This window comes from Enterococcus sp. AZ104 (assembly GCF_050546705.1).
Taxonomy (GTDB): domain Bacteria; phylum Bacillota; class Bacilli; order Lactobacillales; family Enterococcaceae; genus Enterococcus; species Enterococcus faecalis.
Genome location: NZ_CP172952.1, coordinates 2,682,063 through 2,705,763, shown reverse-complemented (window position 1 = coordinate 2,705,763; position 23,701 = coordinate 2,682,063). Strand labels below are relative to the sequence as shown.

Below are 23,701 nucleotides of genomic sequence, written 5' to 3'. Positions count from 1 at the left end.
GAGGGGTGATGGAATGGAACAATCTTTTTTTCGAGAATTACTACATTATCAGCGTCCAAAGGATAATCCTTTTCGACTAGTGTTTGCTGGCTTGGTTATGTTCAGCATTCTTTTTTTGGGTTATATCAATCATCAATTATTGATTTCAAGCTTTGGCTCGTTAGGTATTTTTACTTTTTTATATTATCAGCCGCTACCATTAAAACAGTTAATGACTCGTTTATCTGTGGTCGGTAGTTACCTTTTTTTAGGAAATTTGTTAGGCATGTTATCGACCCATATTGCATGGCTTATTCCCATTGTTGTTGCCCTGGTCGGTTTTGGTGGCCGCTTTTTCTTTGAAGTATACGATATTTCAAAACCAGGGGCCTTCTTTGGTGTGATGGTGACAGCGATGGGTGCCAGTACGAGTATTCCGTTAGCAAAAATTCCGTTCATGAGTGGCTGTATGTTATTAGGCATTGGCTTTTCTATTTTGTTTGCACTAGTGTTGCATTTTACAGAGAAGGAAATCAGTGCCCCGCTAGCTAAGCGATCATTACGGGAACGAATTTATCGGCATCCAGAAGCGCCATTAGATAGCATATATTATAGCTTTGTCTTATTTTTTGCTGTATATATCAGCGAAAGTTTACATTTACAGAATCCGTATTGGTTAGTCGTTTCCTGTGCATCCATTTTACAAGGAGACAATTTACGTGCGATTAAGCAGCGAAATATTCAGCGAATTTTTGGCACAACGATTGGATTGGTTATTTCCGCTTTTCTGCTTAATTTAGCTTTGACAACTTTTGAATCGATTGTCGTGATTACAATCTTATTTGTGACCGTTGAGTATTTTATTCGTCGTAATTATGGATTGGCGCAATTTTTCACAACGCCTATGGCTCTGATGCTTTCATTGCTCGTTCGTCAGCAGTACGTGATAACGTTGATTCAATTCCGCTTTTTGGGGATTGTTTTAGGCAGCTTGTTAGGCTTAGCGGCAGCGTGGCTATTCACCGTTGTAGTAACGTTTTATGAACGAAAATACCACTTGAACGAGTGACCAAAGAACAGATGACCAGTAATTAAAAAAAGAGCATTTGGTAGGTAAGCGGTTGGCGCTTTTCTACCAAAATTTTTTCGGAAACATTGTGAAAAATGTACGTTTAATACAGATAGGCTCTTTTAAAGTTTGTGAACGTATGATACTATTAAACGGTCATAAAGAAGGAGGCTATATTTATGATTGAACTGATTGCAACTGCAGAATCTGTTGATCAGGCTGTAGAATTACTCGCAACAGGTGTGGATACATTATATATTGGAGAAGAAAAATTCGGGTTGCGTTTGCCCGTATCTTTTACACGAGATGAACAACGCGAGATTGTGAAACGTGCACATGAAATGGGCAAACAAGTGCTAGTTGCAGTAAATGGCATTATGCACCCTGAAAAAATGAAATTAGTCCCAGAGTATCTGACATTTTTAAAAGAAATCAACGTCGATAAAATTACTTTGGGTGATCCAGGTATTGTGTTTATTATGCAACGAGATGGATTAGAAATTCCTTACGTTTATGATGGCGAAACCTTAGTAACGAGCTCACGTCAAATCAATTTTTGGAGTAAACGAGGAGCCATCGGAGCTGTCCTAGCTCGGGAAGTACCTTTTGAAGAAATGGTCGCAATGGAAGAAAACTTAGCAGTTCCAGCTGAAATTCTTGTCTATGGGGCGACCTGTATTCATCAATCGAAACGCCCATTAATTCAAAATTACTACAATTACACAAAGAACGACAAAGGGGTTACGAAAGACGAAGGGCTGTTTATTTCTGAACCCAAAAAACCAGAAACCCACTATTCCATTTATGAAGATAGTCATGGTACGCATATTTTTGCCAATAACGATGTGAACTTGATGAATGAGTTAACAAACTTGTATGACCATCACTATCGTACATGGAAGCTCGATGGCCTTTACACACCAGGTGAAAATTTTGTCGCGATTGCTCGCTTATTTGCTGAAGCGAAAGCAGCACTTGAAGCGGGAACTTGGTCAGAAGATCAAGCAGCTCATGCAACAGCTGAAATTGAAAAATTACATCCAACAGGTCGTGGCTTAGACAATGGTTTCTTTGATTTAAGTGCCGATGCAATAAAATAAATTGATTCATTTAAGGGGAAGAAGAACATGAAAGTAATGACAGAACGAACATTGAAGCGTCCCGAGGTGTTGGCTCCAGCCGGGACGCTAGAAAAACTAAAAGTCGCAATTCGTTACGGTGCCGATGCCGTTTATATCGGAGGGAATGCCTACGGTCTGCGTAGCCGCGCAGGAAATTTCACGCCAGAAGAAATGGCGGAAGGCGTAGCTTTTGCCCGCGAACATAATGCGAAAGTTTATGTCGCTGCCAATATGGTCACTCATGAAGGAAACCAGGAAGGGGCAGGAGCGTTTTTCAGAGAATTGCGAGACATCGGAATTTCAGCTGTGATTGTTTCCGATCCAGCTTTAATCGAAATTTGTGCGACAGAAGCACCAGGTTTACCTATCCATTTATCGACACAAGCTTCAGCAACCAACTATGAAACATTAGAATTTTGGAAAAATGAAGGCTTAGAACGTGTGGTATTAGCGCGCGAAGTTTCAATGGAGGAAGTTGCAGCGATTCGTGAAAATACGGACATTGAAATTGAAGCTTTTATTCATGGAGCAATGTGTATTTCATATTCAGGACGTTGTACTTTGTCCAATCATATGTCGATGCGGGATGCCAATCGTGGCGGTTGTTCTCAATCTTGTCGCTGGAAATATGAGTTATTTGATATGCCTTTTGGGACAGAACGTCGGAGCAAAACCAGTGAAGGGGAAGTTGAAGAAGAGTTTTCAATGAGCGCCGTAGATATGTCTATGATTGAACATATTCCAGAATTAATTGAAAATGGTGTCGATAGTTTTAAAATTGAAGGTCGCATGAAATCCATTCACTATGTTTCGACAGTCGCTAATGTGTATAAAAAAGCCGTCGATTATTACATGGAAGACCCTGAAAACTATGTCTGCCAACAAGAGTGGATTGATGAATTATGGAAAGTAGCACAACGTGAATTAGCAACTGGTTTTTATTACAATACACCAAGTGAAAATGAACAATTATTCGGCGAACGTCGTAAAATTCCACAATATAAATTTGTTGGCGAAGTGATTGCGTACAACGAAAAGACGCAAGTCGCGACAATTCGTCAACGGAACCTTTTCAGTGTCGGCGATGAAATTGAATTTTATGGTCCCGGGTTTACCCATTTCCACCAAACCGTTAAAGAGATGTATAATGAAGACGGTGAAGCGATCGATCGGGCACCTAATCCCATGATGTTATTAACAATGGAAGTGACGCAACCTGTTGCAGTCGGCGATATGATTCGTAAGAAAAAATAAACCAGCCAAAAGGAGGAGTAAATATGAGTGTCCGCGTGAATGATTTATTAAAATTACCGTCTTTGCGAGAAGCAACGGTACTTTCTGGTAAAAACCAATTGGACACATCTGTTGCTTCTCTTTCTTTTTTAGAAGTCTCTGATATGTCTTTGTTTTCGGAAAAACTTCACAAAACAAATGAATACCATGCTGGCGAAATTTTGATTGGTTCATTTTGTGCCATTCGTCATGATGTGGTGAAGCAATGCGAAACGATTCGGCATCTCCATGAATTAGGCGAAGTAGGCCTAATCTTGTACTACGTTGGGATTATCGTACCGAAAGTTGCAGAGGAAGTGATTCAATTAGCGGATTCTTTAGGTTTTATTTTAATCCAAATGCCTAAAAACGATCCAACATTACGCTACAACGAAGTCATTTATGAAGTCATGAAATTGTTAGTCAATAAAAATAAAATGGCTTCTTTTGCAACGGACCTCTTGGAAAAAGTTTCCCTTTTGCCTGAACAAAACCGCAGTGTGGAAATGACCTTGAAAATCCTATCCGATTTTTTAAAAGTCAACATTGCGTTAACCACCTATACCAATGAAATCATCAGCACCATCAATTGGCCGCGAAGCACGAAATTGCCCTTAACCAAGTTACTTTATCAATCACAAGAGAAAGTAGCGCTGGGAGAAACGACCTACTTCATTACCTCGCAAAAACTTCCTCAGAAAGATGGACAAACATTGAAGCTTTACTTCATTCGAGAAGAAGAGCAGTTAACCTCTTTTGAGATGAATCAAGCGGTGGAAGTCGTTCAGATGGCTCTGAATTTATGGGGGAAAAACTATGACGAAGTCAGTGAGTATGCCTTAGTCCAAGCAATCATTAACGATGAAAGTGATAAGATGTACCAATTAGCCAAAAAATTAATGATTGATATTTCTTCTGTCGAAACGATGTGGCTTTTGCCTATTTGGCAACAAGGACAAGAAATCCACGCTATTCAGCAAGATTTGAAAGATTTCCTACGTTACTATTACCAAACAACGATTGTCCAGCAAACAGAAAATTACCTGATTGTTCTCTTAGGTAATTATTTACACAAACAGCCTGAAGCCACGATTAGTAAAGAATACTTGCAAGCCACAGACTATCAGGACTATTTAGGTGAAATCATCCTTTGTCCGAAAGTTCGTAACACGACTGAAGTGCGTGTCAGCTACCAAACCGCTAATCAAGTCGCGCCGTTTTTAAAGCGCGTCTATCCACAAAGAAAAGTGTTATCAATCGCGGAAATTCGTACAGTTCAACAAATGATGACGTGTCTCCAAGCAGGAGAAGAAGCAATCCAACAACGCTTAGCAGTTATCCAACCTCTCTTAAAAGAATCAGAGCAGTTAATGACATTAGGAACGTTTTTACTAGATGCAAGTAGTGATTTTAAAGAATGCGGCGAACGCCTATTTGTTCATAAAAATACGGTCAAATATCGTATCAGTAAAATTAATGAAGCGCTCGGCTATGATATGACCAACGCCGCCGAAGCCTATGAAGTCTATTTGGCGATGATCTTATATCGCTTGGTCACGAATGAATGAAAAAAGCAGACAATCGGCAGTAGCCGATTTGTCTGCTTTTTTATTTTAAGCCAAAACTTCCTCGATATTTTTTTTAATTTAAAAAAGACCTATGACTGATTTTTCGTTATAATTGAAAAAATAATTAAGGAGGAATGAGAATGAAATTAAAAAACGAGCAACAACAATCGTGGCTTAGCTTAGCATTTGTTTGGGCGGGCGCAATGATTAGCGTGCCAGGATTAATTATTGGAGGAACGTTAGTTGCAGGCATGCCTTTATGGGAAGCTTTGTTAACAGGATTTATTGGTTACGGTATTATTGTTATTTTAATGATTTTACAAGGAATTCAAAGTTCCGACTTACAAGAACCTTCTGTCAAAGTCGCTTCTCAAGTGTTTGGCATTCAAGGTTCGCAAAAGATTATTTCCATTATTCTAGCGATTGCTTGCTTAGGTTGGTTTGGTTTGCAAGCCAATGTCAGCGGCGGCGCCTTCACGAACTTTTTAAAAATTTACGGCATTGATTTACCTGTGTCGCTTTCTTCCTTAATCTGGGGAGTTATCATGCTTATTTCGGCTCTTTATGGCATAAAAATATTGAAAATTCTGAATTATTTTGCGGTTCCTGTGTTAGTTCTGGTTTGTCTTTATGGCTTGGTGGCTTCGTTAAGAAACAACGGTTGGGAAGCTGTTAGTCAATATACACCTCAAACAGCAGGAAGCTTTATGTCAGGTCTTTCAATGACTGTCGGTTCTTTTGCATTAGGCGCAGTAATTGCTGGAGATTACTCTCAATATGTTTCTTCTCGTAAAGATGTGGTCAAAGCGGCCACCTTAGGGATTTTACCGACAGGCTTGTTGATGATTGGCGTTGGTGCGGTCTTGACCATTGCATCGAACACCGCAGATATCACGGAAGTTTTTATGAATCTCGGTTTTCCAGTTTTAGGAATTATTGCGCTAATTTTAGCAACTTGGACCACGAATGCCGTGAATGCTTTTTCTGGCGGACTGGCCTTGATTAATGTCTTTGATATTCCAAAAGAAAAAGAAAAAGTCGCTGTCGGTGCGGCCGGCGCCATTGGAACCTTATTAGCAGTTATGGGGATTTTAAATTACTTTACGCCGATTATGTCCGTCCTTTCTGCGATGGTGCCACCAGTGGCTGGTGTAATGATTGCTGCCTATTGGTTGATTAACAAAGGCGATCGAACCAAATGGCAGCCAACGCCTGGCGTGAATAAATTAGGTGTTTTTTCATGGCTAATTGGTGCTGCAGTGGGGGGCATTCCGGTGATTATGAGTTTCTTTCCCAATGTCCCTCAATTGCCTAACCAACCGCTAATTGGCATTGTTTTATCGTTTGTTATTTATTATTTCGGTGCAAAACGTCAACAGACGAACACCGAATCATTAGAAGTGGAATGAAGAAGAGGAGTGTCGGAGAATGCGTTATTTAGATGCAGAAGCAATTGAGAATATAGCCACAGGAGCAGCTTTTTTAGGGACAGGAGGTGGCGGTGATCCCTATATTGGTAAAATGATGGCTTTGTCCGCCATCGAAGAAAACGGACCTGTCAAACTGGTTTCTCCAGAAGAAATTGCCGCGGAGGATTTTTTCCTACCCGCCGCAATGATGGGTGCCCCATCTGTCGCAATTGAAAAATTTCCCAAAGGCGACGAATTCGTCCGTGTCTTTGAGAAGTTAGGAAAATATTTAGACCAAGAAACGATTGCGGGAACCTTTCCAATGGAAGCTGGTGGCGTCAATTCAATGATTCCAATTGTTGTTGCAGCGAAGCTAGGCATTCCCTTGGTGGATTGTGATGGTATGGGTCGGGCCTTTCCAGAATTGCCTATGGTAACGTTCCATTTGAATGGGATGTCAGCGACCCCTATGGCAATTACCGATGAAAAAGGAAATATCGGCATTATGGAAACGATTGATAATACTTGGACAGAACGTCTTGCTCGTGTTCAAACGGTTGAAATGGGCGCCAGTGCTTTAGTGAGTATTTATCCCGCGACAGGCAAACAATTACAAGACTATGGTATTCACAACATCGTGACATTATCAGAAGAAATTGGCAAAGTGATTCGAGGTACCTATGCAGATGAACAAGAAAAACGCCAAGCATTAGTAGAAGTTACGGATGGCTTTGAATTGTTCCAAGGAAAAATTCTAGATGTAGAACGAGAAGTAAAAGGTGGCTTCAATTTGGGACGTGTCAAATTGAGTGGCTTAAACAGTGACGCTGGTTCAGAAGCAGTCGTCCATTTTCAAAATGAAAATTTAATTGCCGAGAAAGATGGTCAGGTGATTGCGATGACGCCTGATTTGATTTGTATGGTAGATTTAGAAACTTTAACGCCTGTGACAACAGAAAGCCTGAAATACGGCAAACGTGTCCAAGTAATGGGCTTGAAAGCGAATGCCGCTTGGCGAACGAAAAAAGGTATCGAAACAGTGGGTCCTCGGTATTTCGGCTACGAAATGGATTATCAACCACTAGAAAACTTAGTAGCGAAGGAGGACAAATAAATGTATAAAATCGGTATCGATGTCGGCGGCACAAATACAGATGCTGTTATTTTAGATCATCAATTAAACTTGATTCATTCAGTGAAAGTTCCAACAACCGATGATATTCAAACAGGGATTGCCGGTGCCTTAAATAAAGTCTTGGCAGAATCAGCAGTGGACCCAACCAAAGTCACACATGCAATGTTGGGCACGACCCAATGTACGAATGCCATTGTTGAGCGAAAAAAATTAGCAAAAGTTGGGGTCCTTCGTTTGGGCTATCCAGCAACCGCTTCGGTCTTGCCTTACACAGCTTGGCCCAAGGATTTAGTGGCCACTCTTTCAGAAACGTATGCTTTAGCACATGGTGGCTACGAATATGATGGACAACCATTGACTGCACTGGACGAAGAAGAATTACGTGGGATTTTGGCCTCTTGGCGAGGAGAAGTAGAGGCAATCGCAGTAATTGGCGTTTTTTCTTCTTTAAAAAATGACCAAGAATTGTTTGTCCAAGCACTTGCGAAGGAAGTGTTAGGGGCAGATGTTCCTGTATCTTGCTCCTCAATGATTGGGTCTGTCGGTTTAATTGAACGGGAAAATGCGACAATTTTGAATGCTGCGTTGCACAAAGTAATTAAAGTGACCAGCGAAGGCTTTGAACAAGCCTTAGAACAAGAAAAAATTCATCACGCCCAAGTGTACTTATGTCAAAATGATGGTACGTTAATGTCGTTAACGTATGCCAAACAGTTTCCTATTTTAACCATTGCTTGTGGACCAACAAATAGTATTCGTGGCGCTTCTTACTTAGCTGGTTTGAAAGATGCGGTTGTTTTAGATGTTGGTGGCACAACGTCAGACATTGGCGTGTTAGTGGATGGCTTTCCAAGAGAATCTTCACTGGCCGTTGATGTTGGCGGAGTACGGACCAATTTTAGAATGCCAGATATCGTGTCAATCGGTGTCGGCGGCGGCAGTCTAGTGCGTGAACAACCAGATGGTTCTGTGACAGTTGGCCCCGACAGTGTCGGCTACCGTATTACACAAGAGGCCCTTGTTTTTGGCGGCACACAATTAACGACCACTGATATTGCGGTTCGCTTAGGTCATGCCCAAGTTGGTGATCCTAGCAAAGTGGCTCATTTAGACCAAGCGTTTGCGGAAAAAGTGTACCAAAAAATTGGCGAATTGGTCAGTGAAGCGATTGATCGCATGAAGACCAGTTCCGCAGACGTGACGGTCGTTTTAGTTGGTGGTGGGAGTATTATCATCCCCGAAGAATTGACAGGCGTTAAAGCGCTAATTCGCAACGAAAACGGAGCAGTGGCGAATGCCATCGGTGCCTCTATCGCTCAGATTAGCGGACAATACGAACAAATTTATGTCTATTCAAAAATCCAACGGGACGCGGCGTTGGCCGATGCCCAAGAAAAAGCCGTCCAACAAGCTGAACTTGCGGGTGCAGTCCCTGGCACAATCGAGTTAGTCGAGGTGGAAGAAACACCACTCGCCTATCATCCAGAAAATGCAACCCGCTTACGAGTAAAAGTGGTTGGGAATATGTATTGAGGACCAGTGCAAAGCAAAAGTTATAAGAAGAGTTATTTGAAATATGAGGTCGGGCTAGGGCTGTCGATTGAAGTTTTATCCTGAAGAGTACAGAAGAAGCTATATCTGTCTCGCCGTTTATTTTAAAATTCAGAGTTAGGAAGGTAAGTCGAAATGACTTACCTTCCTAAGTTCATTTTTTTGTGTTGACATATTTTTTTAGAAAAGGCAAAATGTTAACATGGTATGTTGTTGGGGTGTTGTGAAAAAAGGAGAGAAAATAATGAGTATTTTAAAAGAACATTTAAAAAGAAATTGTGATGCACGAATGGTTGGTGTTTTATCGTTAAGCATAAGAGAAGCATATCGCTACTTAATGGAGCTAACAGAAAGAGAATCTATTTTTCAACGAGCAGAAATGAAAAAAGTTTGGGGACACGTTCGGCATGGATTGGTTGATGTTGGTTTAAAACAAGTGTTAACTTCATCAGCAATCCCACATGAAATAGCTGACAAAGCTAGTAGTCGATATGTCAATGGTCATACGTACTTAATGATTGAAACCAAAGGCGCAATTTTAACGCCAGCGAAAGTTTTATCAGAAGCTTCAGTTCCTAAAAAGGCATTATTTAGAAATCGTGGGAGCTTATTAAATAAGCAGTATAATTTATTTGACAAACCAGAAGATTTAAATGAGTATTATGATGCCAATCAACCGCCATTCTTATTACTAACTTATGGCGGATCGAATCATCAATTACGTTTTGTTCGATTAGGGTTACCAGATATTGGAGTTGGTCGTTGGATTGACCAAATTGATATTACGCAGGCACCAGTTCTTTTAAAAAATCCAGAGGAAGTTCGTAAGGACCTACATTTGACTTTTACGTCAACCGCTGACGAACTGATAAGGAGAGGACTAGAAAATGAACGAGAGGTTGATTTTTAATCCAAAGCAATTAACTTCGGCTCGCATTGCACGAGGATTAACAATGAAAGAATTAGCCGAAAAAGCAGAGCTATCTAGGCAAATGATTTCGAATTACGAATCGGGAAAAACAATTCCTAAAGCAGATAGCATATTAAAACTAATTTCTGTTTTACAATTTCCCCGTAGTTTCTTTTCAGCAGATACATTTGAATTGTATTCAGGCGCAACTTTTTTTAGAAGCCGAAGTGCGGCGACGAAGAAAGTAAGAGATATGCAAAAAGAGCGGTTAAAATATGTGCAAGAAGTGTATAAAGTATTAGCAACATATGTTAACTTTCCCAAAGTTTGTTTACCAGAATTAATTGAAAAGAGTATTTATGAAATCACAGAAGAAGAAATTGTGAAAAAGGCTGAGGAATTACGGAAAATTTGGGGCTTAGACTTGATTTCGCCAGTCCCTAATCTCATTCAGTTGGCTGAACAAAATGGTGTGATTATTTCAGAAGCCAACATGTCCAATCCAACACTAGATGCGGTCTCGCGTTGGATGATTGGTCGGCCGTTTATTATGCTCACAGATAATCATGAATCTGCTGTCCGTCGTCGTTTTAACGTGGCGCATGAACTAGGACATATTTTATTACACAACGGTGTTGAAAGTATTCATGAGTATTCGCAAACAGAATTAAAGAACATTATTGAGTATCAAGCAAATCTATTTGCTGCGCATTTTCTCCTTCCTTCAGCGGCTTTTTCTGATTCGCTCTTGTCTATTTCGTTAGAATACTATATTGATTTGAAAAAGTATTGGAAAGTTTCTCTTCAATCAATGATTCAAAAAACATACACATTAGCGTTAATTAATGATGATCAACGTCTCTATTTAAATAAAAGAATTGCTAAAAATAAATGGAAAACGAAAGAGCCTTACGATGAACAACTGACTATCGAACAGCCAGAAGTTTTCCAAAAAGTTTATCACATGATTTTAGAGCACCAAGTCATTCCTGCAAGTCAACTAAATCAAGCTTTTAAATTACCTAAAGAAGAAATAGAAAAGATATTAGGAACAGCTATTCAAACGGAGCAGGACAAAACAGAAATTGTTCTTGAATTATTACGTTCTAACGAGTAATCAAAAAGAAGGAGGAATAACTATGGCTAAATTATTCGCCTACCAAATTGGTCAAAACCCTCGTATTCAAACGGACCTTTTGGTAGATCCTCAGCTGTTTGAAGATGAGCATGGCTGTATGGGTGCAGTGGGCTTCGGGTTAGCAGATTGTGTTCAAACCGGAATGTTTACAGATATTGAAGTGATAAAACGGTATCTTCACGAAGCAACCTACGTTTTTATTAATGGTGACTTTGACCGACTAAGTTATTTAGAAATTGGGATTGCACTTTCCTTAGGCAAAACACTTTACGTCATTACAATGAACCCAAACGTAACGAAAGAAGATTTAGGAATTCCCTTCGACAATGCTACGATTGAATTCCTTTCCCCCAGTGCTTTTACGGAACGAATCCATGAAACAGAAGCAGCAGAAAACTAAACAAAAGTAAGTAATACGACTGTCTTTTTTTGCTATTTTTTGCGATAATAAGGGAGAAAGTTCAAATTGAAAGGGAGCCAGAATAAATGAAAACCTATGATTATATTGTTATTGGTGGCGGTAGTGGCGGGATTGCTTCTGCTAACCGCGCAGGAATGCACGGAGCCAACGTCCTTTTAATTGAGGGCAACGAAATTGGTGGGACCTGTGTCAACGTTGGTTGTGTGCCTAAAAAAGTCATGTGGCAAGCCAGCAGCATGATGGAAATGATGGAAAGAGACACAGCAGGCTACGGGTTTGATGTTGAAATCAAAAATTTTAGCTTTAAACAATTAGTTGAAAATCGTGAAAAATATATCGACTTCTTACATGGTGCGTATAATCGTGGTTTAGACAGTAACAACATTGAACGTATCCATGGTTACGCTACGTTTACTGGGGAGCAAACAATTGAAGTCAATGGGACGGAATATACGGCGCCGCACATTTTAATCGCGACAGATGGTCGTCCGAAAAAACTAGGTATTCCAGGAGAAGAATATGCCTTAGATTCAAACGGGTTCTTTGCATTAGAAGAAATGCCAAAACGTGTGGTCTTTGTCGGTGCGGGTTACATCGCAGCCGAATTAGCAGGAACCTTACATGGCTTAGGTGCAGAAACACATTGGGCCTTCCGTCATGAACGACCATTACGAAGCTTTGATGACATGCTTTCTGAAAAAGTCTTAGAACGCTATCAAGAAATGGGCATGCAAATTCATCCGAATGCAACACCAGCTAAAATTGAAAAAACGGCGCAGAATGAGTACGTTATTACATTTGAAAATGGTGAATCAATCACGACAGATGCCGTGATTTTCGGGACAGGCCGTCAGCCGAACACGGATCAATTAGGCTTAGAAAATACGAAAGTAGCCCTTGATGAAAAAGGCTACGTCAAAGTAGATAAATTCCAAAATACCACGCAAAATGGCATCTACGCAGTCGGCGATGTCATTGGGAAAATCGACTTAACGCCAGTCGCGATTGCCGCTGGTCGGCGCCTGTCTGAACGCTTATTTAACGGACAAACCGATTTATATTTGGATTATAACTTGGTACCAACGGTGGTCTTTACCCATCCACCAGTTGCGACAATTGGCTTGACGGAAAAAGCAGCGCTTGAAGAATATGGTGAAGACCAAGTGAAAATCTATCGCTCTAGCTTTACGCCAATGTATTTCGCTTTAGGAGAATACCGTCAAAAATGCGACATGAAATTAATTTGTGTCGGCAAAGAAGAAAAAATTGTCGGTTTGCATGGCATCGGCATCGGTGTTGACGAAATGCTACAAGGCTTTGCAGTCGCTATTAAAATGGGCGCGACCAAAGCTGATTTTGATAATACTGTTGCGATTCATCCAACAGGCTCAGAAGAATTTGTAACAATGCGATAAAAGGCGAATAAACCCCAAAAAAGAGCGTTGCATCAGCAACGCTCTTTTTTGAATACACGAGTTATATTATTTGATTCGTAAAAAGTAATTTTTTATATCATACCAATAACCACTTTTCCATCTTTTAACTACTGACTTTTCCAAGAAATATGCTATGATTAAAAAAATCAGCAAAACAGAGGGTAGGGAGTTAGAGGATGGATAAAATTAGAATCAACAACTTGAAATTTTTCACAAAAAATGGTGTTTTGGCAGAAGAAAAACGTCTAGGACAGCAAGTAGAAATCGACCTTGAAATGCAGTTGTCGTTAGCTGAGGCAGGGCGAACAGATGATGTCACTCAAACTGTCAATTATGCCGAAGTGAATGAATTGATTGCCCAACGAGTAAACAATCACTCGTACGATTTAATCGAAGGTTTAGCGAGTGCTATTTTAGATGATATTTCCGCAGATTATCAAGAACAATTGAACAAAATTATCATTAAAATTAGAAAATATAGTGTGCCGATGCCCGGCCTTTTTGACAATATTGAAATTGAAATGGAGCGAGAAGTATAGATGATTGGCTATGTAGCATTAGGTAGTAACGTCGGCGATCCGTACGCAAATTTAGTGAAAGCCCGCAATTATTTAAACGAAGACCCGCAGATTCAGGTCGTGGCTTCTTCAAAACTTTATGAAACGGATCCTTACGGCTATACAGACCAAGATGATTTTTTGAACGCCGTATTGAAAATTGATACTAGCTATACCGCTGAAGAATTACTGGCTGTTACCCAAGGAATTGAACAAGCGATGAAACGTAAAAAATTAATTCACTGGGGTCCGCGGATTATTGATATTGATATTTTATTATTAGGGGGGCAGTCAGTCACGTTGCCCCACTTACAAGTTCCTCATCAAGAATTAACAAAACGGTCATTTGTTTTGATTCCCTTAAGTGATGTTTACGCAGAGGAACAATTATTGGGTACGCCAATAGCTACGTGGATTCAGCGCAGTGGCAATCAAGAAGAAGTGCGAGTAAGCGAAAAGGAATGGTAGAGATGGAGCAGGAAAAACAAGCGCAAATTGAGCAGGCAGTTACCACAATCTTAGAAGCAGTGGGGGAAGATACTCAACGGGCAGGACTCATTGATACACCCAAACGCGTAGCTAAAATGTATGCAGAAGTTTTTAGTGGATTAACCGAACCTGAATTTGATGATTATAAATTATTTGATAGCTTAAATGAAGGAGAAATGGTTTTAGTAAAAGATATTGCCTTTTATTCAATGTGTGAACACCATTTATTGCCATTTTATGGAAAAGTACATGTCGCTTATCTGCCAGAAGGTGGCAAAGTATTGGGACTAAGCAAGTTACCAAGATTAGTAGAACATTGTGCCAAACGTCCCACAGTTCAAGAAGATTTAACAGTGACAATTGCCCGCAAACTCCAAGAAAATATTCCCGTCAAAGGCATTGCGGTAGCCATTGAAGCGGAACATATGTGTATGACGATGCGCGGCGTGAAAACACCACAAAGTAGCACCAAAACATTTCAATTTACCGGACTATTTAAAGAACAAGAGTGGAAAAATCAATTTTTAATGGAGATACGTTAGAAAATGGAAATCATTGTTGGCACGAATAACCAAGGTAAGTTAAAAGAAATGCAATCAGGACTTAAGGACCCCGCTATTCAACTTGTCTCTTATCGAAAGTATACAACCAGTCAAGAACAACCTGCAGAAACTGGCACTACGTATGCTGAAAATGCTTATCTAAAAGCTCGCTTTTTCCAACAATTAATTGGCTGCCCAGTGTTAGGTGATGATGGCGGCTTAACGTTAACTGCTTTTCCTGATTTATTAGGTATTCATACAAGCCGCTTTTTCCATTCAGCCAATCCGGAAGAACAGAACCGCGAACTGTTGCACTTATTTGAAGGGCAACAGTCGACCCGAGAGCTAACCTTATCAGCCACGTTGGTCTATGTACTCGATGACGACAAACTGTTGCAAACGGAAGCCACTTTGACTGGTGAATTAGTTGAACCGCGCGGTACAGGCGGTTATGGCTTTGATCCGATTATTTATTTACCAGACCGAGGCAAAACCTTAGCGGAGTTGTCCACGAGTGAACGAATGAAGATAAGTCCTAGAATGCGGGCTTTACGAAAGATGATTCAGCAGATAAAGGAGCAATGTGACAATGATTGATTTAAAAAAGAATTACCAAATTATGGGGATTGTCAACACGACCCCCGACTCTTTTTCTGATGGCGGTAGCTACACAACGGTCGACGTGGCCTATCAACATGCGCTTCATCTACTAGAAGCGGGGGCCGATATTTTAGACATTGGCGGCCAATCCACACGTCCTGGCTACGAAGAAGTTTCTCCACAAGTTGAGGCAGACCGAGTATTACCGTTAATTAAAAAAATACGTGAGACTTCTCTAGCGCCGATTTCTGTGGATACCTACTATCCCGAAGTAGCAGAAGCCGCGATTCAAGCTGGCGCCACAATGATTAATGACATCAAAGGATTAGACACTCCGGGGATGGCAGAAGTCCTCGCACAATATCCTGAAGTCCAAGTTGTGATTATGCATTCTAGAAAACGCCAATCGCTTTCTTTAAAAGAAGAGTTGCACCAATTTTATACAGAAAAAATTGAACAATGCCAAAAATATGGGCTTTCCTTAGAAAAAATTTGTTTCGATCCAGGGATTGGCTTTCATAAAACTGTCGCAGAAAACCTTCAACTGTTAAAAGATCCTAACGCCTTTCGCTACCAAGATTATCCGTTACTATACGGCGTTTCTCGCAAACGAACCATTGGCGCTTTAACGAACGAACCAGAACCAGCCAACCGTGATTTTGGCTCAGCCGCTGCTTCCTTGTATGCAGCACAACAAGGCGTAGAAATTTTACGTGTTCATAATGTCCAAGGCTTAAAACAAACATTTGATGTCTGGCGAGCATTGTCGGAGAAGGAGTAAGGGCAGAGCAATAAACTAACCAGACCGACCATCTTTTTTTGATGGTCGGTCTGGTTAGTCTAAAAAATTTTAGTTGGCTGAATCGTTTTATCCCAGTAAACGGTGCGCGATTTTTATTACAAAAGAAAGCGGCTGTTGAATAATCAAGAAAGTAAGCGTATTCTAGGAAGGTACAAATGTGTTATACTACACAAGTAGGAAGTTTATGACGGTGGCAATTTCTCAAAAAAGGGAGACTGCCAATGTTTTTGCTTGTTTGCTCTTTCCCTAGAAAGGAATAGTAGTGACTGTCTTTGAAGCATTGATGCTTGCGATTGCTTTCGCAACATTAATTGTCAAAATCAGTAATAAAAACGACAAAAAATAAACCCGTCATAACTTTTAGCGAAGATTGACGGGTTTATTAACCAATAAATTAAAGCTACCGTCTTAAACGGTCTACACGAGAGCGTATGTCTAGTACGCTCTCTTTGTGTTTATTATAGCAAGTTGAAACGGAAAAGTCGAATAGTAAATAAAAAAGTAAGCGCCTTCTAACAAAGTACAAATGTGTTATACTACACAAGTAGGAAGTTTATGACGGTGGCAATTTCTCAAAAAAAGGGGGACTGCCAATGTTTTTGCTTGTTTGCTCTTTCCCTAGAAAGGAATAGTAGTGACTGTCTTTGAAGCATTGATGCTTGCGATTGCTTTCGCAACATTAATTGTCAAAATCAGTAATAAAAACGACAAAAAATAAACCCGTCATAACCTTTAGCGAAGATTGACGGGTTTATTTCCGTATTAAAATCAAGCTACCGTCTTAAACGGTCTACCCGAGAGCGTATGTCTAGTACGCTCTCTTCGTGTTTATTATAGCAAGGTATCACCTAAAAAGCTAGCCGCTAAATCCTCAATAGGATCCAGCGGCTTTTTTAATTTTCTCTTGTCAAAATCGTTTGTGTAATTTCATACAATTGTTCTTTCGCTTGGGCCTTTGTTTCAGGAAGTTTGCTGATTTCTTTCAGCGCTTTTTCTGTGTAATGAGTGGCTAATTCTTGGGCCTTTTCTACGCCACCTAGTTCATGGACAAGACGATAAATTTCCTGTGTTTCTTCATCGGTCAAGGCTTCTTTTTTCATTAAAAGTGGCAACAAGACTTCACGATTGGCTTCAAGTGCATAAATCAAGGGCAAAGAATACACGCCTTGACGTACGTCTTCTAAGACGGGTTTGCCGATAGCATCGGCAGTTTGTGTATAGTCCAAAATATCATCAATAATTTGAAAAGCCAGTCCGATATTTTCGCCGATTTCACCACAACGTTTGGCAAAACGTTGGGAGGTGCCACTTTCATAGGCACCGACAAAACAACTTAGCGCAAACAGTTCCGCAGTTTTCCCGGAAATGTTTTTTAAATATTGGTCAATCGTTACCTCGAAATTATAGCGATTGTCCATTTGACCAAGCTCACCAGTCAGGACTTTTTCCATACTGCGCGAATTTAATTGAATGCTTTTTAATGAAGAAGAATAATCAGATAAGAGCTTGAAACAGCAAACAAAAAGATAATCGCCTGTATACACGGCTGTGCTATTTCCAAAGCGCGAACGCAATGTTGGCAAGCCACGACGCGTATCAGCTTCATCGACAATATCGTCGTGAACTAACGTGGCGGTATGCAGTAATTCAATGGAAGCCGCTAACGCTGTCGCCTTTTTAGGGTCCCGCTGTTCACCAAAATAAGAGAACAACAGTTGGTAGGCTGGACGTAGCAATTTGCCGCCAGAATGAATCATGTCATGGACAGCAGCTTGAATCTCTTGATTATCGATTTGAACCGCTTGTTCCATCAAGCGAAGAGTAGTTGTTAATTCTTTTGATAACGTAGGATAGGTATTCCACATAGGATGTATATTCATAAGATGACTCCTTTAATTGTGGCGGACAGGTTTTCAATTAGAAAAATTGACTCCACTTATGTTTCGTTGTTTGTTCATAATTCAGTTGGAATTTTCGTAACGTCTGGACATGTTGTAGTAAATAATTAGCGGCAATCCCAATGGCAATCCCCGAAAGTAACCCAAACAGAGATAAAAATGGTAAGTACAGCATCGGCGCCCACGAATGAGCAAAGAAAGAGGTCGTTAGCAACTGACCAACGTTGTGTAAGAAACCACCAACGGCACTAATCCCGATAATGCTGACCCGTTTTGGCCCCAGCTGCTTGACAAGTAACATGCCGAAATAACTTAATAAGGCACCACTGGCACTATAGAAAAAGGTCGAAAGTGTGCCGCCTAGTAATGTCGTTAAAATCAAACGTAAACAGACCAGGAAAAAACTATCACGCTTACGCATGGTGAAAATCGCAATAATGGTAATTAAATTTGCTAGACCGAGCTTTGCCCCAGGAGCAAATGCGAAAGGGTAAGGAATCATATTTTCGATTAAACCAATAATGACCCCTTGGGCAACGAGCATAGCAATATAAATATTCTTGTGTAATTTGCTCATAGTTGTCGTGCTTAATAAATTAAGCTACCGTCTTCACTCCCATCAGAAGCTTCCACGGTGATAAACAAATTGTGGGGTAGACAGGCAATCGGGGTTTCACCAGGTTTGGAAATCCAGCCTCGTCGAACATCCACTAAGTCAGCACAGTTGGCTTCCTTCACGCGGATACGATCACCATCTACTTCAATCAGGTTGTAATCACCGTCTTTTGCTTCGTATTTATATGTATAATGCGGGCCGTCCTTTTTTAAGTCAAAGACTTTGATTACTTTGTTGTCTACTTTCAAGACTGCTTGATACGTAGCCGCTTCTTGACCACGGTTTTGCATGGCAAAAACAACAAGGGGCAGAAAAGAACCAAGAACTAAAACAGCAATAATAATAACGTCCCATGTTTTCAAGCGACTCTTCTTAATGAATTCTTTGATCGTCATTTTCTTCTCTCTCCTTTGGTGTTTTTTTCTTGTCTATCATAACACAGTGAACGAGCTTGGAACAAAAATTATTTTGAATTTTTGTTCCAAGCTCAAAAACTGATAAACGGCGGGAACAGAACCAACTCCTTCGGAAATAAACGATTCTGTCCCGACCTCAGTTGAGCCACCATATTATATAAAAGAAAATATGTGGGACAAAAGTCATGCTTGACTGCTGTCCCACATACTAAATCCTATGATAGTCAGCTGGAGACATGTGTCTCAGCTTTTGCTCGTAGTTGTCAATCGATTATCGATTGCTTACTTACCGCCGTATCTAGCTTTCGGGGTACCATACCACGCTTTACCAAGTTTGCGTTGAATCCATGGAATTACCCAGCGGTCTAAACCGACAGCACGGCCTGAACCGTTCATCAAAGCAAAAGCGACAAAGATAAACCAGATATTTACCCAATAGAACATGCCAGATAAACAGAAGGCAATTGTTAAACCAATTGTAGCAGCACTTGATAACCAAGTGAATAAACCAGCAATCAATGCTAAAGCAATACATACTTCAACGATTGTCATGAATTTTTGCATGAACAAAGCAACTTCTTGGTTTGGCATCATAAATTTCATTACGCTTTCGAACCATTTAGGCATGTGATCAAACACTTGCATTGGTGTTTCGCCGTAAGCGTAGCTTAAACCAAAGTGCGCTGCTTGTGTTGCCGCATCGGCACCACCGCTTGCCGCCGCATCCGCCGCACCACTTGCAGCAGTTGTTGCTGTTTCAGTTGCTTGAGAAGCACCTGTTGTTACTTGTTCTTGTAACCAAGGGAATGGGAAAACGACTTTATCTGTGAACCAAGAACCATCACCAAACCAAGTGCTTGGTTTCAAGTAATCGCCGTTGCCGACAATTTTCTTCATTGATTCGACTAACCAAACCATACCATAGAAAACACGTAGCGGAACACTCCACAAGACATTGCCGTAACGAGACGTATGTCCGCGAGCAACAGAACGATCATCTTTAATATGGAAGATTTCGTGCATAATGTATTGGAACATGTAGTAACCAGAACGAATATCAAAGAAGTATTTCAAGTTAACGATATGTTTCATAATGATGGCTAAGAAACCACTCAAATGAATTTTATCGAATAAGTTGGCAACGCCCCATTTCGCGCCGATGGAAACCATGAATCCTTGGTAGTTTCCTTTAAAGGCGTGTTTTTCGCCACCTTTAATATCTGCAACGATGTTGGCAGCCGCAGTATGACCTGTTTGTTCAGCTGCTTGAACGATTTGAGGAGTTGGTGTATTTGGTGTTTCTTCGTAATAAACCAAGTCACCAATGATATAAATGTTTTTGTCTTCGTAACCTTTTGCTTGCATGTATTCATTCGCAACTAAACGACTACCACGTGCTGCTTCTAAACCAAAGTCAGCGGCATCAGAAGTTGCTTTCACACCAGCTGTCCAGATTAACGTATGCGTTGGTACTTCAGAACCATCTTTTAATTTAATGTGATCTGCTGCAACTTCAACGATTGGTGAGTTCAATAATAATTGAACATTTTTCTTTTCTAGATAACGTTCTGCTTTGGCAGCATCGTTACGAGATAACATGTTTAAGATGGTTGGCATTGCTTCAACAACCATTAATGTAATTTCGTCTGGATCAATTTTGGCATCTTTCGCTAAACGATCTTTCCAATCGATTAATTCGCCGACCATTTCGATCCCAGTAAAACCAGAACCGCAGACAACGAATGTTAACATTGCTTTGCGTACTTCAGCATCTGGTTCGATGGCTGCTTTAGCAACGGTTGCTTCAATGTGATGACGAATTTTCACTGCATCATCAAATGACCATAAGGTGAAACCATTTTCTTTCACGCCTGGTGTTCCAAAGTCGTTTGGTTCGCCACCCATACCCAGAATTAACTGGTCAAATGGATAAGAACCTGCTAAAGTTTTCACAACTTTGTTTTCTTTGTCGATCCCAGTAACAGTATCTGTTACCAATTTTACGTTTTTCTTGCGTGAGAACAAACGTTGTAAGTCGTATTGAATTGCTTCTGGTTCAACACGTCCGCCTGCTACTTCATGCAATTCGGTCATCATAGTGTGGTAAGAATGGCGATCAATCAATGTGATTGTTACGTCCGTATCTTTTTTAAATTTCTTTGCTAGAAATTTAGTAGCTGAAACGCCAGCATACCCAGCACCTACAACGACAATATTTTGCTTTGTCATTGACAATCCGCTCCTTAATATTGTAAGTAGTAAAATAGTGATAATGATTAATAAGTACACAATCGACTAACATTATATAAGTATTTCACGAATTTGTCTAATATAAATTTTAATTGTCAACAAATTTACTCCAACGATGAGTTTTTGATGAAAAAAAGACCGAAATGTAAATATTTTTAGGGGATGGTCTTGACAACGTTTTTAAAACCATTATAATGTGTAATGTATCACAAACTTTTGATGTTTGTGAAAATCATGAAAGAAAAGGTGACTATCAATGAAAGTGAATAAATTTGTTAAAGGTTTTGCGGCAATTGCATTATTTAGTTTAGTATTAGCAGGCTGTGGCGCAGACAAGAAAGACAACACAACGAACTCTTCTAGCGCAGCATCTTCAGAAACGAAAAAATCAACGGAATCATCAGCACCAGCGAAAAAAGTTGCCGGTGGCGATTTAAAAGATGGTACGTATAAATTAGAAGAAAAAAATGAAAAAAATGGTTACCGTGCAGTCTTTGAAATGACTGTAAAAGACGGCAAAATCACTGAATCTAAATATGACAACATCAATGCTGACGGCAAATCTAAAACAGAAGACACTAAGTATGAAGAAAGCATGAAAGCAAAATCTGGTGTTGGACCAAAAGAATACATCAAACAATTAAACGATTCTTTTGTTAAAGCACAAAGCGCAAGCGGTGTGGAAGTAGTAACTGGTGCGACTCATTCATCTGAATCATTCCAAAACTACGCTCAACAATTGATCCAAGCAGCACAAGCTGGTAACACAGACACAATCGAAATCGACAATGGGGCAACATTGAAAGATGGTACGTACTCATTGAAAGAAAAAAATGACTCAAACGGCTACCACACAACATTCTCAATGACTGTAAAAGATGGTAAAGTGACTGAATCTAACTACGATAACGTGAACGCTGACGGCAAATCTAAAAAAGATGACACTGAATACGAAAGCAAAATGAAAGACGTTGCTGGCGTTGGACCAAAAGAATATATCGAAACATTAAACAAAGAATTTGTTAAAGCAATGGGCGAAGAAGACGGCTCACCTGCAGGTGTTGAAGTGGTAACTGGTGCAACACACAGCACACATTCATTCATCAACTACGCACAACAATTAGTGAACGCTGCTGAAAAAGGCGACACAACTGAAATCGTTGTTGACAACATCGTAACAAAATAAGTAATAATAAATGAATCGTGAAGTAGTTCCTGAAACGCTTTTCAGCAATTACTTGACACCATTGAGGGGTTGGGAAAAAGTCGGTTGGCTGACTTTCCCGCCCCCTTTTTCTTCGCTAGTTCTGTCCATCATTTCACAAATTTTTTCACAGAAATTTGTGAATTTCCAAGAGAAAGACTTTTCATTTTTTCCAAAAAAGGCTACTATGCAAGAGAACTTATTTTTTAATTAAAGAAGGAAAGAAGAGGGAATCCTATGAAAAAGAAACTTCTGCTCATGGTGAGTGTTCTAGCAGTGCTATTTGTGGCAGCTGCTTGTTCCTCAAAACCAGAAGCGAAAATTAATACAGAACCATACTCTGACCGTCAAACAATGCTTGGTACCTACGTTCAAATTCGCATCTACGATGATGGCAAAGAAGACGTCTTACCGAAAGCCTTTGCCCGTGTCAAAGAACTAGGCGATAAAATCACAGTCAACCAACCAGGTTCAGAAATTGATGAAATCAACCAAGAAGCAGGCGTGAAACCGGTCAAAGTCTCAGATGACCTGTATCCTTTGTTGAAAAAAGCCTATGAATACAGCAAAGACTCCCGCGGCGGCTTCGACATGGCAATTGGCCCAATCACCTCTATGTGGCACATTGGCTTCGATGATGCCCGCAAACCAAGCCAAGCCGAAATTGATCAAGCCTTGAAACTCGTTGATTACACGAAAGTCAAATTCAACGACAAAGAGCAAACCGTTTACCTTGAAGAAAAAGGCATGCAATTGGATTTAGGCGCAATTGCCAAAGGCTTCATCACCGACGAAGTCGTGAAAGTCCTCAAAGACAACGGCGTCACCACCGCTATCGTCGATTTAGGCGGGAATGTTTACGTCTTAGGACACAGCCCACGTGGCAAAGACATGGATTGGACAGTCGGGATTCAAGATCCGAATAAAGCCCGCAACACAGTCTTAGGTCAAGTCAAAGAAAGCAACAAAACCTTAGTCACATCAGGAATTTATGAACGCTACTTAAAAGTCGATGGCAAAACGTACCACCATCTCTTCGATCGTGAAACTGGCTATCCGTTTGATAACGACATCGCAGGTGTCACCATTATCACCGACAAATCCATCGATGGTGATGGTCTCTCAACAGCCGTCTTCTCAATGGGCGTCAAAAAAGGACTAGAATATGTCGAAAGTCTGAAAGGAACCGATGCCATTTTCGTCACAAAAGACGACAAAGTCTACATCAGCAAAGATATCGAAGGCAACTTTGAAATCGGCAAAGACTCTGGCTATACGATGGGGAATCGGGCCGATTTGAAATAAGGAGCGACTAAAA

At 40.4% G+C, this 23,701-nt stretch carries 22 protein-coding genes; 18 read left to right on the top strand and 4 right to left on the bottom strand.

The window, feature by feature from the left end; translation table 11 throughout:
- Positions 1-13: 13 nt before the first annotated feature.
- From IGJ37_RS12900 to folP, 16 genes are all read left to right on the top strand, one after another.
- Complete coding sequence (locus IGJ37_RS12900; RefSeq protein ID WP_002354721.1) at positions 14-1,048, top strand: FUSC family protein; 1,035 nt, start codon at positions 14-16, stop codon at positions 1,046-1,048.
- A gap of 179 nt (positions 1,049-1,227) precedes the next feature.
- Complete coding sequence (locus IGJ37_RS12895; RefSeq protein WP_325815323.1) at positions 1,228-2,148, top strand: peptidase U32 family protein; 921 nt, start codon at positions 1,228-1,230, stop codon at positions 2,146-2,148.
- A 27-nt stretch (positions 2,149-2,175) separates the two neighbouring features.
- Positions 2,176-3,423 (top strand): peptidase U32 family protein, encoded by a 1,248-nt coding sequence (locus IGJ37_RS12890; RefSeq protein ID WP_252671632.1) that lies wholly within the window; start codon positions 2,176-2,178, stop codon positions 3,421-3,423.
- 23 nt (positions 3,424-3,446) lie between these two features.
- On the top strand, positions 3,447-5,009 hold the full coding sequence (locus IGJ37_RS12885) for a PucR family transcriptional regulator (RefSeq protein WP_002354724.1): 1,563 nt from the start codon (positions 3,447-3,449) through the stop codon (positions 5,007-5,009).
- A 134-nt stretch (positions 5,010-5,143) separates the two neighbouring features.
- Entirely contained in the window at positions 5,144-6,418 is a 1,275-nt protein-coding gene (locus IGJ37_RS12880; RefSeq protein WP_325815322.1) for a cytosine permease, read from the top strand.
- 19 nt (positions 6,419-6,437) lie between these two features.
- The gene (locus tag IGJ37_RS12875) at positions 6,438-7,532 is read left to right on the top strand and encodes a DUF917 domain-containing protein (protein ID WP_002354727.1); all 1,095 of its coding nucleotides are present in this window, start codon (positions 6,438-6,440) and stop codon (positions 7,530-7,532) included.
- On the top strand, positions 7,533-9,086 hold the full coding sequence (locus tag IGJ37_RS12870) for a hydantoinase/oxoprolinase N-terminal domain-containing protein (RefSeq protein WP_002365445.1): 1,554 nt from the start codon (positions 7,533-7,535) through the stop codon (positions 9,084-9,086). It begins immediately after the preceding gene.
- A gap of 262 nt (positions 9,087-9,348) precedes the next feature.
- Positions 9,349-10,014: a hypothetical protein gene (locus tag IGJ37_RS12865; protein ID WP_002354729.1), complete on the top strand. Its 666-nt coding sequence runs from the start codon at positions 9,349-9,351 to the stop codon at positions 10,012-10,014.
- A complete protein-coding gene (locus IGJ37_RS12860) occupies positions 9,992-11,131 on the top strand; it encodes a helix-turn-helix domain-containing protein (RefSeq protein ID WP_002370166.1) in 1,140 nt (379 codons plus the stop codon). The genes IGJ37_RS12865 and IGJ37_RS12860 overlap by 23 nt, the downstream gene beginning before the upstream one ends.
- 22 nt (positions 11,132-11,153) lie before the next feature.
- Positions 11,154-11,552, top strand: coding sequence for a hypothetical protein (locus tag IGJ37_RS12855; protein ID WP_002358946.1), 399 nt, complete (start codon positions 11,154-11,156; stop codon positions 11,550-11,552).
- An 86-nt stretch (positions 11,553-11,638) separates the two neighbouring features.
- The gene (gene gor / locus IGJ37_RS12850) at positions 11,639-12,988 is read left to right on the top strand and encodes a glutathione-disulfide reductase (protein WP_430598935.1); all 1,350 of its coding nucleotides are present in this window, start codon (positions 11,639-11,641) and stop codon (positions 12,986-12,988) included.
- A gap of 197 nt (positions 12,989-13,185) precedes the next feature.
- Entirely contained in the window at positions 13,186-13,548 is a 363-nt protein-coding gene (folB, locus tag IGJ37_RS12845; protein WP_002354733.1) for a dihydroneopterin aldolase, read from the top strand.
- Positions 13,549-14,034 carry a 2-amino-4-hydroxy-6-hydroxymethyldihydropteridine diphosphokinase gene (gene folK, locus IGJ37_RS12840; protein ID WP_033598471.1) on the top strand — a complete coding sequence of 162 codons (486 nt, stop codon included), beginning with the start codon at positions 13,549-13,551 and terminating at the stop codon, positions 14,032-14,034.
- Entirely contained in the window at positions 14,028-14,597 is a 570-nt protein-coding gene (gene folE, locus IGJ37_RS12835) for a GTP cyclohydrolase I FolE (protein WP_002383148.1), read from the top strand. Before folK ends, folE begins: the two co-directional genes overlap by 7 nt.
- 3 nt (positions 14,598-14,600) lie before the next feature.
- Entirely contained in the window at positions 14,601-15,194 is a 594-nt protein-coding gene (locus IGJ37_RS12830; RefSeq protein WP_016632925.1) for a non-canonical purine NTP pyrophosphatase, read from the top strand.
- Positions 15,187-15,978 carry a dihydropteroate synthase gene (gene folP, locus IGJ37_RS12825; RefSeq protein ID WP_002387594.1) on the top strand — a complete coding sequence of 264 codons (792 nt, stop codon included), beginning with the start codon at positions 15,187-15,189 and terminating at the stop codon, positions 15,976-15,978. The genes IGJ37_RS12830 and folP overlap by 8 nt, the downstream gene beginning before the upstream one ends.
- A 914-nt stretch (positions 15,979-16,892) precedes the next feature.
- Here the strand turns inward: folP and IGJ37_RS12820 are convergent.
- The 4 genes from IGJ37_RS12820 to IGJ37_RS12805 form a co-directional block, all read right to left on the bottom strand.
- Positions 16,893-17,879, bottom strand: coding sequence for a polyprenyl synthetase family protein (locus tag IGJ37_RS12820; protein ID WP_002372605.1), 987 nt, complete (start codon positions 17,877-17,879; stop codon positions 16,893-16,895).
- 37 nt (positions 17,880-17,916) lie between these two features.
- Positions 17,917-18,474 carry a Gx transporter family protein gene (locus tag IGJ37_RS12815; protein WP_002354743.1) on the bottom strand — a complete coding sequence of 186 codons (558 nt, stop codon included), beginning with the start codon at positions 18,472-18,474 and terminating at the stop codon, positions 17,917-17,919.
- An 11-nt stretch (positions 18,475-18,485) separates the two neighbouring features.
- Complete coding sequence (locus tag IGJ37_RS12810) at positions 18,486-18,908, bottom strand: NusG domain II-containing protein (protein WP_002358956.1); 423 nt, start codon at positions 18,906-18,908, stop codon at positions 18,486-18,488.
- Between the two features lie 303 nt (positions 18,909-19,211).
- A complete protein-coding gene (locus tag IGJ37_RS12805) occupies positions 19,212-21,158 on the bottom strand; it encodes an NAD(P)/FAD-dependent oxidoreductase (RefSeq protein WP_002354747.1) in 1,947 nt (648 codons plus the stop codon).
- A gap of 277 nt (positions 21,159-21,435) precedes the next feature.
- Here IGJ37_RS12805 and pplA point away from each other — a divergent pair, with 277 nt between their 5' ends.
- Together pplA and IGJ37_RS12795 are read left to right on the top strand one after the other, a co-directional pair.
- On the top strand, positions 21,436-22,365 hold the full coding sequence (pplA, locus tag IGJ37_RS12800) for an extracellular electron transfer flavoprotein PplA (protein ID WP_002368513.1): 930 nt from the start codon (positions 21,436-21,438) through the stop codon (positions 22,363-22,365).
- A gap of 255 nt (positions 22,366-22,620) precedes the next feature.
- Complete coding sequence (locus IGJ37_RS12795; protein ID WP_002354751.1) at positions 22,621-23,688, top strand: FAD:protein FMN transferase; 1,068 nt, start codon at positions 22,621-22,623, stop codon at positions 23,686-23,688.
- The last annotated feature ends 13 nt before the right edge of the window (positions 23,689-23,701 follow it).